Origin of the sequence: Mesorhizobium sp. LSJC285A00, assembly GCF_000503155.1 — a bacterium.
GTDB lineage: Bacteria > Pseudomonadota > Alphaproteobacteria > Rhizobiales > Rhizobiaceae > Mesorhizobium.
Genome location: NZ_AYVK01000075.1, coordinates 1 through 12,907, shown reverse-complemented (window position 1 = coordinate 12,907; position 12,907 = coordinate 1). Strand labels below are relative to the sequence as shown.

10 protein-coding genes and 4 pseudogenes are annotated in these 12,907 nt (G+C 57.5%); 5 read left to right on the top strand and 9 right to left on the bottom strand.

Annotated elements, in window-relative coordinates:
* Together X726_RS1000000170950 and X726_RS1000000170945 are read left to right on the top strand one after the other, a co-directional pair.
* Positions 1 to 417, top strand: a pseudogene (locus X726_RS1000000170950) (IS5 family transposase); the annotation flags it as partial.
* Position 418: 1 nt separating this feature from the next.
* Positions 419 to 736, top strand: a pseudogene (locus X726_RS1000000170945) (transposase); the annotation flags it as partial.
* A 352-nt stretch (positions 737 to 1,088) separates the two neighbouring features.
* On the opposite strand, the gene X726_RS1000000170940 reads toward X726_RS1000000170945, so the two are convergent.
* Entirely contained in the window at positions 1,089 to 1,424 is a 336-nt protein-coding gene (locus tag X726_RS1000000170940; protein ID WP_156940754.1) for a hypothetical protein, read from the bottom strand.
* Here X726_RS1000000170940 and X726_RS137900 point away from each other — a divergent pair.
* On the top strand, positions 1,423 to 3,060 hold the full coding sequence (locus X726_RS137900; protein ID WP_023673775.1) for an MFS transporter: 1,638 nt from the start codon (positions 1,423 to 1,425) through the stop codon (positions 3,058 to 3,060). The genes X726_RS1000000170940 and X726_RS137900 overlap by 2 nt on opposite strands.
* 847 nt (positions 3,061 to 3,907) lie before the next feature.
* Here X726_RS137900 and X726_RS137905 read toward each other — a convergent pair.
* Positions 3,908 to 4,651: a class I SAM-dependent methyltransferase gene (locus tag X726_RS137905; RefSeq protein WP_023673774.1), complete on the bottom strand. Its 744-nt coding sequence runs from the start codon at positions 4,649 to 4,651 to the stop codon at positions 3,908 to 3,910.
* A 390-nt stretch (positions 4,652 to 5,041) separates the two neighbouring features.
* Positions 5,042 to 5,335 (bottom strand): hypothetical protein, encoded by a 294-nt coding sequence (locus tag X726_RS137910; RefSeq protein WP_023673773.1) that lies wholly within the window; start codon positions 5,333 to 5,335, stop codon positions 5,042 to 5,044.
* Positions 5,336 to 5,442: 107 nt separating this feature from the next.
* Here X726_RS137910 and X726_RS1000000170120 point away from each other — a divergent pair.
* Positions 5,443 to 5,697, top strand: a pseudogene (locus X726_RS1000000170120) (ATP-binding protein); the annotation flags it as partial.
* A gap of 154 nt (positions 5,698 to 5,851) precedes the next feature.
* Here X726_RS1000000170120 and X726_RS1000000170115 read toward each other — a convergent pair.
* Positions 5,852 to 6,816 (bottom strand): annotated as a pseudogene (locus tag X726_RS1000000170115) (transposase).
* Positions 6,817 to 7,005: 189 nt separating this feature from the next.
* Between X726_RS1000000170115 and X726_RS1000000170110 the strand changes: the two are divergent.
* Entirely contained in the window at positions 7,006 to 7,965 is a 960-nt protein-coding gene (locus X726_RS1000000170110) for an IS630 transposase-related protein (RefSeq protein WP_023673771.1), read from the top strand.
* 244 nt (positions 7,966 to 8,209) lie between these two features.
* On the opposite strand, the gene X726_RS1000000170935 is transcribed toward X726_RS1000000170110, so the two are convergent.
* The 5 genes from X726_RS1000000170935 to X726_RS1000000171350 form a co-directional block, all read right to left on the bottom strand.
* Positions 8,210 to 8,416, bottom strand: a complete 207-nt coding sequence (locus tag X726_RS1000000170935) for a hypothetical protein (RefSeq protein WP_156940752.1) — start codon at positions 8,414 to 8,416, stop codon at positions 8,210 to 8,212.
* A gap of 442 nt (positions 8,417 to 8,858) precedes the next feature.
* Entirely contained in the window at positions 8,859 to 9,581 is a 723-nt protein-coding gene (locus X726_RS137920; protein ID WP_084630998.1) for a gamma-glutamyl-gamma-aminobutyrate hydrolase family protein, read from the bottom strand.
* Between the two features lie 192 nt (positions 9,582 to 9,773).
* The gene (alr, locus tag X726_RS137925; RefSeq protein ID WP_033002097.1) at positions 9,774 to 10,877 is read right to left on the bottom strand and encodes an alanine racemase; all 1,104 of its coding nucleotides are present in this window, start codon (positions 10,875 to 10,877) and stop codon (positions 9,774 to 9,776) included.
* Positions 10,878 to 11,121: 244 nt separating this feature from the next.
* Positions 11,122 to 12,126, bottom strand: a complete 1,005-nt coding sequence (locus X726_RS137930; RefSeq protein ID WP_023673766.1) for an ATP-grasp domain-containing protein — start codon at positions 12,124 to 12,126, stop codon at positions 11,122 to 11,124.
* A gap of 409 nt (positions 12,127 to 12,535) precedes the next feature.
* The coding region (locus tag X726_RS1000000171350) for an integrase core domain-containing protein (RefSeq protein WP_198037406.1) at positions 12,536 to 12,907 on the bottom strand (372 nt) is incomplete at its 5' end.

Sequence of the window (12,907 nt, the reverse complement as noted above, 5' to 3'; positions counted from 1 at the left end):
AACGCCGTGCGCTACCTGGTCCGCTCGGGTTGCGGTTGGCGGATGCTGCCGATCCATTTCGGACCCTGGCAAACGGTCTACGGCTGGTTCCGCGAGTTGGCTCGGCGCTTTCTGTTCCAGACCATCCACGACGTGGCGCTGATGCTGGATCGCGAACGAGCCGGGCGCGAGGCCAGTCCCACGGCTGGTGTGATCGACAGCCAGTCGGTCAAGGCTCCGCAAGCTGAAACAAGGGGTTATGACGCCGGCAAGAAGATTGTCGGCCGCAAGCGACACATTGCCGTGGATACGGATGGGCGGCTGTTGATGGTCAATCTCACCACCGCCGACATCTCCGACAGTGCCGGCGCTCAGGCGATCCTGGATGGTATCCGCAGGCGCTGGCCCTGGGTGAAGCATCTGTTCGCCGACGGCGCCNGGCGCTCAGGCGATCCTGGATGGTATCCGCAGGCGCTGGCCCTGGGTGAAGCATCTGTTCGCCGACGGCGCCTATGACCGGCTGAAGCTCATGGACAAAGCCACCTATCTCGACTTCGTGGTCGAGATCATCCGTCGATCCGACGACCAGAAGGGCTTCCAGATCCTGCCCCGCCGCTGGGTCGTCGAGCGGACCTTCGGCTGGATGACAAGATGGCGACGCCTCGTGCGCGACTACGAGCAGCGCATCGACGTCTCGCAAGCCATGATCCTTGTCGCTATGGGCGGCAATCTCATCCGCCGAAACGCTCATCCGTGAATTTCAAAACGGACTCTGAGACTGTATCGCATCTACTTGGTCCCATTTAGGCGATCTTCGGCTGTCCGCGCAGAAGATCCGCGTCTCGTGCTGAACTATACAGAAAGCGGCCATACACGGGCGCGCATGAGCGCTCCCCGCCAGCGGCCGGTGCAACCGTTTCGGTGCATCTGTAGCGCCTCGAAATGCGTGGTGCAGCCTGGAGGCCCGGCATTTGCGGTAGGTGCCAGCTATGCGCGCTCGAATTCTGCGCGCGTTTGGGAAAAAACGCCGAATTGCTGAGACGCCCTGCCGCTATAAGCTGTCCCTGCGGCGTTGAATACAAGTATCGTTATGGCAATTCTTTCCGCCATCATTCTTTCCGTTGATCGCTGTTGGCGAGCAACTTGCATATGTTGCCGCCTGCGAGACCAAAGACGTCGACCGGGCGGTGAGGAGTCATGGAAAGTTCGCGACGATCAAAGGTGAGCGGCGGTGTCTCCAGGCTTGCCGCCGTGCGTTCGCCGAAGCGACGATCGGAATGCGGCGGCCGTCGATCGGTAGAACCAGATGCTGGCAAATGTGCAATTGCAGCGCTCTTCATCGGGATCAACCCGCACGCGGAAATTGCCAAGCATGGTCTTAGGACGGGTGATGGAGACGACGAGAACGCCGCGCGTCGTTGAAGGTAAAACAGGTCATGCAGCATGAAACTTCTCATCGGTTCCGTTCCAACGACTCTCGCCCCGCTTCGCAACCAGGTGTTTCGTTCGATCTGGATATCTACACAGATATCCAGCCTGGGATGGCTCGTGCAAACAGTCGCGATCAGTTGGCTCATGGTCACCATTTCAGCTTCGGATCTCATGGTCGCGCTTGTGCAGGCCGCCTCTACACTGCCGGCGTTTTTCGTCTCAATTCTTGCCGGAGCCATTGCTGACAATTTCAGCCGCCGGGGGGTGATGTTTGCCGGCCAATGCCTGATCGCCTTGGCATCCATAACGCTGACGATTTCTGTAGGCTTGGGGTTTGTCCATCCTTGGCTAATACTCGGCCTGGCTTTCCTGGCTGGCTGCGGCTTCGCCTTGAATGATCCAGCCTGGCATGCTTCCGTTGGCGACATCCTAGCCAAGCGCGATATTCCCGCTGCAGTGACGCTTATGTCGGTCGGATACAACATTATCCGGAGCATAGGCCCGGCTTTGGGTGGCGTGATCCTGGCTTTCTTTGGACCGTTGGCCGCTTTCGCCCTCGCATCCTTGAGTGATCTCGCGCCTCCAATCGCACTTTGGCGCACCAAATGGCACGTTCGCTCTTCTCCTCTCCCGCGTGAGCGAATGACGATGGCGATTCATGACGGAGTGCGCTTTACGGCGTTGTCCTCGGAAATCAGAGCAGCAATCGCTCGCGCAACGCTATTCGGCATGGCCAGCATTTCCATTCTCGCGCTGCTGCCTCTTGTCGTGCGGGACAAGCTCGTGAGCGGACCGATTGTGTACGGCGTTGTGTTGGCCGGTTTCGGCACGGGTGCATTCATCGCAGGGATGAGCAACGGTTTCTTGAGGCGGACTGTCTCCCAGAACTCGCTGATGGCGTTCGCTTCCATGGCTTGTGCGGCATGTTGTATTTCATTGGCCCTTGCATCGTCCGTAGCCTTGGCAGCAATTTTCATGGCGATCGGGGGTGCGGGTTGGCTAATCACGTGGACCGGGACTGGCGTTTCGGTGCAACTGGCGAGCCCAAGATGGGTCGTTGGCCGCACGCTCTCGATCTACTACGCCTTGACTTACGGCGGCCTGGCAGCCGGCAGCTGGATCTGGGGTGCCATCGCCCAGAACTACTCGTTGACCTTGGCGTTGATAGGTGCCGCGGGGGCTCTGTTGCTGATTGCGGCAGTAGGGATAGTTTTGCCGATACGGCCTTGGGAAGACCTGGATCAAGAAAGTTCAGATTTTCGCGCACCGGACTTGGCACTCGATCTGAAGCCCAGAAGTGGCCCGATCGTTGCCAAGGTCGACTATTCCATATCCGAGACGAATATCGACGCCTTTCTCGGCTGCATGCGGGCAAAGCGGCACGCTTTTAGCCGCGCCGGTGCGCGAAACTGGACGCTTCAACGAAACCTTCAAACGCCTTCACTTTGGACAGAGACATTCCGCACGCCAACCTGGATGGACTTCCTGCGCCTGAATCATCGGCTCACGGCCGCGGATAAAGAAGCAGACGAACATCTTCTCGCGCTGCATGATGGAGAGTTTCCTCCATACACAGTGCTTTCAATCGAGCGAACGACCGAGGCAGCTCGTACTCGTGTCTCAACAATCTTTTCTCGTCCTCCAAGGTGATCTCATGGCGAAGCTGTTAGCCGATGAGCAGGCGCGATCACCCATGGGCTTTCCAGAACACAAGGTTCGCACGGCAGCCCCACGTCGGTTCGAATAATCTGCGGCGTGCTTGGATCGAGTGTCGATTTCGGGCCAGACGAAATCTTCGCCGTAGGCCAAACATATGTGCCAATACTAGTCGCAGAGCAGGAGGGTCTGCCCATCGTCTTAATCTGGTCGATTGTGATGTTCTCTAATGAGTCAAGGCCGGCCGCTCGGTTGTGAGCGTTCTCGACGCTTTCGGGTGGCCTGGGTTCTCTTCGTGCTCATCACTTCTCGTTAATAGGCCGCGATCGCCGCCGCAGCAGCCTCCCCCGTTCAGTATAGCACTTGACGAATTTGTGCCCGGAAGTCGCAAAGAGACCCAGCATGTCGTTGATGACGAGAATCAGCCCGTCACAGGCCCGATGCCGATGGTCGGATGCTACCTCTTCGGTGGTCCGGGGGGGGCGAGCGCCTCACGGTCCTCAATACAATGCAAACCGTCGAGAACGTCGTCACGGTGATATTGAGGTGGCCGGCATGAAGCTCGGCACTCCAAGCCGTGCAGCCTTCGACGATCGCGTGCGCGAGCTAATTGCCGCAGATACAATCATCATGGGCTTATCGAGCCGCTTCTGGCGATCGTGGCCACGATGTTGCGTGAGTTCGGGCGTGACAAGCCAGTCCTTAAGACCACCCGCCAGGAGCAAGTCTCCGGCGACTCATGAGCGTTCCAGGCGTAGGGCCGGTCACCGCAGGCCTTCCGTCCCACGATTTTTTAGAGGCAAAGATGCTTGACCCCAGTCCGCGGTTAGACAACCATGGATCAACACTTCAGTCTGGTTCGACGGTAAACTGAGACATGACGTTTGGACGAATCGGTGAATGCACCTCTCTTCCAATCTCCCCACCGCTCTAACAGCTCCAGCCCCACGCATTCGGCCATGGTATCGAGCTCCTGGTGATAAACGTAACGAAGGCGTTCTGGAATACGTCGGACCGATGTACCAGAGAACCAGAGGAAGGTTTGGATCAAGTTCTGGGTTGTTGGGTCGTGTATTTCCGCATGGACGAATGTATTCTCGTGATCCACGAACATTGTAGTAGTTTTCTGGCCGCTGACGAAACCATCGAAGGCTGGCACACGCACTTCTATCACCAAGACCCCCTCCTCGTCTAACGCCTCCGCGGCAGATCGAAGGCAAGCTATTTGCTCTTCGCGCGTGACGAGCACCATGAACGTGTTGTAAACACAATAAACTAGGCGGTAGCGTTGCACTGAGTTGAAATCGGCAATGTTCCCCTTCCAAGCCTTGATCCGATCGGTACGATTGGCGAGAATTTTCAACATATTGTCCGAATTGTCGATACCTTCGACCGTGACGCCGCGCTCGGTCAAAGGTACCGCCACGCGCCCGTTGCCAATACCAAGTTCAAGAGCACTCCTGCCCCTGCAAAATCGCTCAAGAAAGGCAGCGGTTTCGTCTGCCTCGGCGACCTTACCTACTATAATGGTATATTGTTCATAAACCGACGCAAATGTATTATAGGTTAACTCACCAGACAACATTCATAATTCCTTTCTATGTGGTAGATACGACTTAGCTTTCTACAGTTTACTTTAGTGAAACTATGCGGCGGCCATTGCTCTCGCAAGCGCACATACCGAATAGTTGCACTCTTGACACCAATCCCGTGATTCCAAACCCCGTTTGTCTCCAGCAAATTGGTCCAAGACGACGTTGCGGTCGGGTCTCAGGGCAGTGTGGACTGAGCGGCAAGCGCTATGCCAATTTGAAACCCATTTTAGCTCAAGACCTTGGCTGTTCGCGTCCAATCTCTCTGTTTGCAATGGGACATTCTGTATCGCTCCCGACAATCGACAAGCCAATCGGATACCTCAAAAGACCGGCGTTTTGCCAGTGAGTTGGGTCGCGGTCGAGTAGCTGAGCCATCGCCCTCATGGATCCGGCGTGCGGATCTCTCGGACCCGGCTCTTCCCGATGGTAACCCGCGTCACATCCATGCTTGCGTCGAAGTTCGAGCGGCCACCCATGCGCCGGATTTCGGTGGTGTGCGTCAAGTTCTGCAAAATTGGGCGGCCATGATGCTGGTCATGCGGCTTGGCGTAGAGCCTGCTTCTTGTGCTCGCGTAGGTCGTCCATGGTGCTTTAGCGGTTGGCCTCCAGCCGAAACGGCGCATCGGGACGGGACTGCGGATCGGCCCCGCCTTTGCCGGGATCAAGGCATCCATCGCGCGACACTCGAAAGCCCCGGTACACTCTTTGCGTAGCGCCGGCATCAGCCGTGACTGTACTAATGGACAGCCCTGTCGCTCCATGGTGGATCGATCCGATCGACGATCATCCTACCCGGCTCGACTTCGTCGCTCGATGAACTCGGCTATCTCGCCTTCGCCCAGGCTGGCGGGCAGTTGCTCTTCCCCTCGTCTCGAAGCTCTACGAGGCACCACCGTCATCATCACCACTAATCTGCATTCTGCGAATGGCCCACCGTCTTCGGCGATGCCAAGATGACCACCGCGCTGCTCGATCGTTACGCATCATTGCGATACTGTCGAGACCGGAAACGACCTCCTGGCGCTTCAAAAGCCGATCTCAAAACTCAAATCGAAAGCCAATCAGCCGCGCCCGATCAGGTGTGCAACCCCGCCCAGCTGCGCCTGATCGGGCGCTCACCGGCGTGCCCTTCATCACCCCAAACTGGGGTTCCCTTTTAGGCTCTGACGCACTCTCGCTGCGGCGACAGCCTAAGTTGCACCGACGAGGCGCGCCTGGAGCAGATCAATCTTAGCGCGGCCGTACATTTGCCGCTTGATGAGTTTGAGCTTGGTGATCTGGCCTTCAGTCTGGCCATTCGACCACGAAGAGATAACGGCGTTGCGGACTGCGGCGATGTCCTTTTCGACCCCGTTTGCAAATGACCCGACAAGGCTTGCCTTTGGGCCCTTGAGCCAGCGTCCAGTTCTGCGCCCCCCTTTGATCGGATCATCTGCTGAAAGGTCGTCGATTGCGGTTCGCGCGATGACGAGGTCAGGAACATTGCTCTCGATTGCCGCGATCAGTACAGCGCCCAATTTGGAGGCCTTGGCGATCGCCTCGCCATATCCACCACCCCGATCGCGAGCGACAGTCACAATGGAAGGGTGGTTCGCCAGCCAAGCCTGCGATGTCGCCTGTTCGCGATCAGGCAGCAATGTCACTGGCCTGCGGCGCTCAAGATCGCAGACAATCGCCCCGTATCGCTGACCGCGCCGGACTGCAAAGTCGTCAATGCCGATGATGGCGAGCTCATCACGGCTGTTCAGTCCTGCGGCGCACGAGACGCAACAAGGTGTCGCTGCTCACCGGCATCATGAGGCGATCGGCAAAGGCCGCAGCCTGCCGCCAAGCGCGAGCCCCAAGTCTCAAGACGTCCGGTCCTTCGCGATAACAGAGCCAAAATATCGGCGCCAAACTGCTCGGCAAAAATGCGCCGGCGGCAAAGAACGGCGTCGCACCAGAAACGGCGAACCGTCACCCGCAGGAAAACCCGCCGACCGGCGATCGGAAAATCGGCGGCTTCCCGCAGATATCGGCTCTGGGTCCGGAGCGAACTGGTCCCACAGCATGGGCACGTTGCCGAAAGCGCCGTAGCGCGCACGTCAAGAAATACACAATCCGTGCCGATCTCAGCATGCTCGAGACGAAGCCCGCCGGCGTTTCGTCGACCCAAATCTCCGTTCCATCGCGCTGATTCCCCCCTCGGAAAAATCGCGATATCAGCCGTCACTGCAGCGAGATTGAGTCTGCCCCTTTTACGCGAAAATGCGGGGTCCGGATTCTAGAGCCTGTCGCGATTTAAGGGATTCAGGATTCCCTTTGGTTTGAGTTCGTGATTCATTGCGGTTGAAAGGAGACCGCGATGGGCAAGCCGCTACCGCTTGAGTTGCGTCAGCGTGTTGTTGCGTATGTCGATGAGGGGCATGGTCACCGCGAGGCAGCGCGCCATTTCCGCGTTTCGCCTCGCTTTGTGAACAATCTGATCAACTTGCGGCGGCAGACCGGTTCGCTTGAAGCGCGCCGGCAGGGCCATGTGGGCGGCGGCAAGCTTGAGCCGCATGCCGAGTTTGTGCGTTTGCGATTGGCCGAGACCGGCGAACTGACGCTGGATGAGCTTTGCGTCGAACTGGAGGTGCGTGGTGTGAGCGTGCACCGCTCCAATGTCGGGCGCCTGCTCCATCGCCTTGGGCTCAGTCATAAAAAAACTCTACTGGCCGGCGAGCAGCAGCGGGCCGACGTGCGCCAGGCGCGTGAGCTGTGGACCGGGCGGCGAAAGCGCTTCTTCAACAAGGCTTTGGCGCGGCTGATCTTCATCGATGAGACGTCGACCAACACCAAACTGACCAAACGCACCGGCTGGGCGCCGAAGGGCGAGCGCTTCAGGACCCATGCGCCCTTCGGCAAATGGCAGACGCAGACCTTCATCGCCGGGCTACGATGCCACGGCCTTGTCGCGCCGTGGATCGTCAACGCGCCGATGAATGGCGCCATCTTCGAACATCGAAACACAGCTTGCTCCCCAACTGTCGCCCGGCGATATCGTCATTCTCGACAATGTCGGCTTCCACAAGAACGAGCGCGCCGCACAACTGGTTCGCCAAAGGGGCGCTTGGCTCCTGTTCCTGCCGCCAGCTCACCCGATCTCAATCCGATCGAGATGGCCTACTCAAAACTCAAGGCGCGGCTGCGAAACAAAGCGGCCAGAACCTTCGACGCACTCTGCCAAGCTCTCGGCGATATCTGCCACCTGTTCGAGCCAGTTGAATGCAGAAACTTCTTAAGGCTGCAGGATACGAGGCTAATTAATCGCGACACGATTTAAGGTCATTGACAGCCGGTAGACCGCTTCTTCCCTAATCTGCCGCGATGTCTGGTCTTGCATAAGCCTCGAACGGAGCGCATTATTGGGCAAGGGTGCTTTTCCGATCTCCGCCATGAGGTTCGGCTGAATCAGCCCTCAGTCGTGACACCATACGTCCGAAAAGAACGACCGTAAACGATGCGGAAGTCATCTGCGAGGCGGTCGGCCGGCCATCAATGCGCTACGTGCCGCCGAAGTCGACTGATCAGCTGGCAATCCAGGCCGTCATCGCATTCGTCAGCGTCTGGTCGCCGACGGGGTCAGACTCGTCAATCAGTTTTGTGGCCTCCTTTCCGAGCATGGGATTGTCATTGCTCGTGACATCTCGCAGCTGCGACGCAACCTTGCCGTCATCGTTGGCAACGACGATGCGCGGCGCCGATCTGGCTGCTGTCATGCCGACATTCATCACCAACGGCGCCTGAACGACGTCGACCCAAAAGCCTTCTCGCCGATATCCTGGCGCACATCGTATCCGCCCAGCCGGATCGACGACGGCTCCCTTGGGACTGGCGCCGGGAGGCCCTCGACACCACGGCCACCTGATATGCAGATCAATAAAGTCTGCCGCGTCAACCACGATCGCCCGCGTTCCCGCGGAGTTCGGCGAAGACGGAAAATGGTTCCCGGGTATCGCGGCGGGACGGAGCACCAAGACGGATCAATTGGGTCTATGGCTTTTGCCATGACCCAGAATTTTGGCTCGCACTTGGGCGCTCCAATTTTCTTTCAGCAAATGAAATGCCGCCGGCGTGGTATGCTCGATGTTGCCCAAAGCGCTTGTTCGTCGCTCTTCGCCAACCTGCGTTTGTGTCTTCACACGCTCGGGTCGTGGGCGTCACGCGACCTTTCTTTTAATTCAGGCTGCAAGCTCTTGCGAAGTTTTTAAACAGATGGCGGCAGGCCGGTTCACTGACGTACATCCATTCTGGGTGCCACTGTACGCCGATGACAAAAGATCGACCGGGTGCCTCAATCGCCTCGACGACTCCATCGTTAGCACGTGCGGAAACCACAAACTCAGGGGCCAGTTGTTTGATGGCCTGGTGATGCATGCTGTTGACCGGGAATGACGATCGCTGCTCGCCACAGGCCCGCCACAGGAGCGAATTCCGCTCTATTTGGACCTCGTGAACCGTTTGGTCTAAAGGTGTGCCGTCGCGATGATCGAGCGCATTTGCAAATTCATCAAGGGTATGGGGATAAATCGTGCCTCCCGCTACGACGTTTAGAAGCTGCATCCCCCGACAGATGCCAAGAATAGGCATAGAACGATTGAGCGCTGAGCGCGCAAGTGCGAATTCAAAGTTATCGCGCTCAGGGATAATTCCTTGAACAGTCGGATGCGGAGCGGCGCCGTAAAATTCTGTCGGAAAATCTTTGCCGCCGGTAAGCACCAGACCGGAAATGAAGTTTAGCAATTCGCTCATGTCCTCTGCTTCAGCATACGGCAAAATGATTGCAATCGCACCCGCTTTCTCGATTGCGCAAACATATTGTTTGTCACAGATGTAGTTTTCCGCCTCTACATCGAATTCGCTGACGATACCTATGACCGGGAGCACGTTATTTGCCATGTTGATCCTCAAATACTTGAAAAAGCGTATAGAGGCGCGAGACGTGCTGGTGATGGACCGAGACCCGGAACCCAACTATCATCGAGCGTAAGCTCTTCATTGCTGCTCCTTCCGGGTGTTGTGACGATCTACATCGATTACGTTCTCACATCCGTACAGGAGCGCCGCCCTCCTTTCAGCTCCGGCCAACCCCTATCTCCCTATCTCGGGTGAAGTCAGATACCGCCTTGTGCAACCAGCACCTAGACGAGTCAGCACCTCCTGTGGCTTAACGCCAGCAGCCGAAGCAAGATCCTCGACGGTGAAATCTTTACCCAGCAATTCCACAAAGCTACCTGGAACACAAAGCGCCTCAGGAACGTCTGTTATATCTATCGTTGTGTATTCCATTGATATTCTTCCGATCAGAGGAGCCGAATGTCCGGCAAACCGAACGGATATCTTGTTCGCGCAGGCCCATGGAAGACCATGCTTGTAACCGATCCCGACGATCGCTACGCGGCTGGCTCGGACGGCACGAAACGTCGCGCCGTATCCAACAGCCTCCCCCCTAGCCACATTGCGCACGTCCAGTATTTTAGCTCGGAGCCTTACAACGGGCTGCAGCGGATTTGGCTGAATTCCAGCGCTATTGAGCCCGTACAGTGCTGAGCCCACCCGCACCATGTCGAAATGATAGGATTTGCCTAGCCAGACACCAGCGGAGGCAGCGAGACTACCACGGGCGGGCCTAAGCAGATCGTAGATCGCCTGGAAGCGGTTCCTTTGCAATACATTGGTCGCGTCCGCAACGCATTCGGCGCATGCGAGGTGGCTGAGTACGACTAAAGGGGAATACCTGTCGAAGGTACCAGAAAGATAAGCGCGCCGCACGTCGACAAAGGCGAGCCCAAGGCGGGATAATCCCGTTTCCACGTTGAGAAAGTATGTTTGCCTTCCTGTTGCATTAAGTGCCTCCAATTCAGCGCAATTGTTTATAACCGGGATGAGGCCCTTTGATCGATAGCATCGACCAAATCTCGTAAACTCATCGCAAAAAACCGCAACTGCCTGGTATATATGGGAGGACCTTAGAAGCAGCGCTTCGTGCAGGTTCGCGACAAAGAGCAGATCGCAACCGGCATCAATGAGCGCCCGTGCAATCTCTACAAGACCAAGCCCGTAAGCGTCGCTTTTGACGACAGCGGCCACCCTTACGTGTGGCTCCACGAGGGCCGAGATGGTCTGGAAGTTCTCCTGAATCGCCCCCAAATTGACTTCAAATACTACATCGGCAGACCGTGCTAGAGACAACATCTTCTGCTCTCCCTCAGCGCTTGGGGTCCGCCTTCTTAAACTGCAGCTTCGCGACGTGGCGCGTTAACCGTCACGCAGATGAACTCTCCCTAGGCGTTCAACGGATTGAGACGTCTCGCTCGACTGGTCCATCGTGCGGCGGCCAACGTTGACCGCGAAGAGAAGCGAGGACTCGCGGGCGACATGGTCTGAAGAAATACCAGGAGGAGCTTGACACCTCAGCGACCCCAATCAGAGAAGCCTCCTAGACGATGCCAGCTCCGAAATACCGCGTGTGGGCGACATCGAGCATGCCGTTGACCAAGCTCAAGAAGCTGTATCCGGCGGTCATCGCGGCCAAGGGATAAAGGCTGGTCGTACCGAGGGGATAGAGGCTGGTGGGACCGAGCGCCGGAACGGAGTTGATCTCCAGGACAAAGGGCCGGCCGGAGCGGTCGATCCGGAGGTCAACGCGCGCGTAGTCCCGGCATTGACAGGCACGAAAGGTCGCGACTGAAATGTCCCGTAGCATCGTCGCAAGCTTGCTCTCGATTTCCGCCGGGCAAATCGTCTGCGGTGTCTCTGCCCAGGTGGCAAAGTGCGTTTCGCGACCTCCGAAGTCCCGCTCCACAAGAGGTAGCACCTCGAGGTGCTTTCCATTTCCCAGCAGCGCAACGAAGATTTCTCGTCCTTCGATGTATTCTTCCACAAGCGCATCTTGTGAATACTGGTCGACGATCACTTCTACAGCGTGCCTCAGCTTCGCAGGCTCATGTACAAGCTGCAATCCGAAACTGGAGGATTCGTGACGCGGCTTCACTACTACTGGGAATTGCAGGTCGCCAGTATTTTCAGTGCCGCGACGCATCACGCGGAAGTTCGGGGTCGGCACACCGCGATCGCGGATGAGCCTTTTGGTGACCACCTTGTCGAGCGCCAGCCCATGCCCGAGCGGGCCCGATCCGGTATACGGGACGCCGGCCATCTCGAGCATGGCCGGAACGTGGGTTTGACGGCACTCGCCCTGAATTCCGGCGGCCATGTTGAAGACCATTCCAGAGGGGCGGGCCTGGGGATCGGGCGGCATGAACCTCTCGAGCGTGGCGAGCAGTCCTTTATCGCCTTCGCACAGCAGCGTCTCGTGGCCGCCCTCTTGCAGTGCCGCCACCACGCTTTCGGCCGTCTCGCGGTGGTATTCCTCCTGACAAACGTGACCGAACCGATTGATCACGCCCGTATGATCGTGGTTCCACACGATGGCTACTCGCATGAGCTACTCCCTGGATGTTTGCTCGCTATTACGTCGCTCGGATCTGTAGATCGTGGGAATCAGCTTGTCCGGACTCCGTCTTCACCGCGTCCCATGCAATCGGCATGCCACCGAAGAACTTGTATGAACAAGATGGGGAACCATGTGTTTCGCGCCGCGCCCGGCGAGTATCGTGCGCGTCATGTGTCGGCTTTCTAACATAGACGCCTTCACTCGGGGACACAGCTGTATGAGAGAATACTGCTTCGAAGCGCTCCTCGACTGACACAAACTGGAAAGCAGTATCTGGAAGAAACCAGACATTTAGCGAAAAGAGAACTCTCCATGCTCTTGCGAATGCAACCCAGGGAGAATGTCACCTGTCCGAACCGGATAGGTAGTGTAGTGCACCCCTCGGGTGAGACAGAGATCAGTAACAGTTCTCTGTTTCTGAGATCGCCGCAGGGGCTTCCCGCCGCGATCGTATTAGGCCGGCTTCATATTCATCCGGCGATTGATAATCGATCGCCGAATGTAGGCGCTGCGTGTTGTACACGGCGTCGATGAATTCGCCGATCCTGTTCCTTGCATCGTCGATGTCGCGATAGGCTCTGGCGTCGGCTTCCTCCTCCTTCAGCGTTCGCATGAAGCGCTCGGCCTTGGCATTGTCGTAGGGATTGTCCTCCCGCCATTCGGCGATGGCGCTGCGAGCGTGGTCGAGGCCGAAGAACAGGCTCTCGTTCAAGAGCTCGTCGCGCATGCGACCGTTGAGAGATTCGACATAACCGTTCTGCATCGGCTT

Bases quoted from the DNA above. Each gene is read 5' to 3' on its own strand.
- X726_RS137900 (WP_023673775.1), top strand. From the start codon at position 1,423: ATGAAACTTCTCATCGGTTCCGTTCCAACGACTCTCGCCCCGCTTCGC.
- X726_RS1000000170940 (WP_156940754.1), bottom strand. From the start codon at position 1,424: ATGCTGCATGACCTGTTTTACCTTCAACGACGCGCGGCGTTCTCGTCG.
- X726_RS137905 (WP_023673774.1), bottom strand. From the start codon at position 4,651: ATGTTGTCTGGTGAGTTAACCTATAATACATTTGCGTCGGTTTATGAA.
- X726_RS137910 (WP_023673773.1), bottom strand. From the start codon at position 5,335: ATGGATGCCTTGATCCCGGCAAAGGCGGGGCCGATCCGCAGTCCCGTC.
- X726_RS1000000170110 (WP_023673771.1), top strand. From the start codon at position 7,006: ATGGGCAAGCCGCTACCGCTTGAGTTGCGTCAGCGTGTTGTTGCGTAT.
- X726_RS137920 (WP_084630998.1), bottom strand. From the start codon at position 9,581: ATGGCAAATAACGTGCTCCCGGTCATAGGTATCGTCAGCGAATTCGAT.
- alr (WP_033002097.1), bottom strand. From the start codon at position 10,877: ATGTTGTCTCTAGCACGGTCTGCCGATGTAGTATTTGAAGTCAATTTG.
- X726_RS137930 (WP_023673766.1), bottom strand. From the start codon at position 12,126: ATGCGAGTAGCCATCGTGTGGAACCACGATCATACGGGCGTGATCAAT.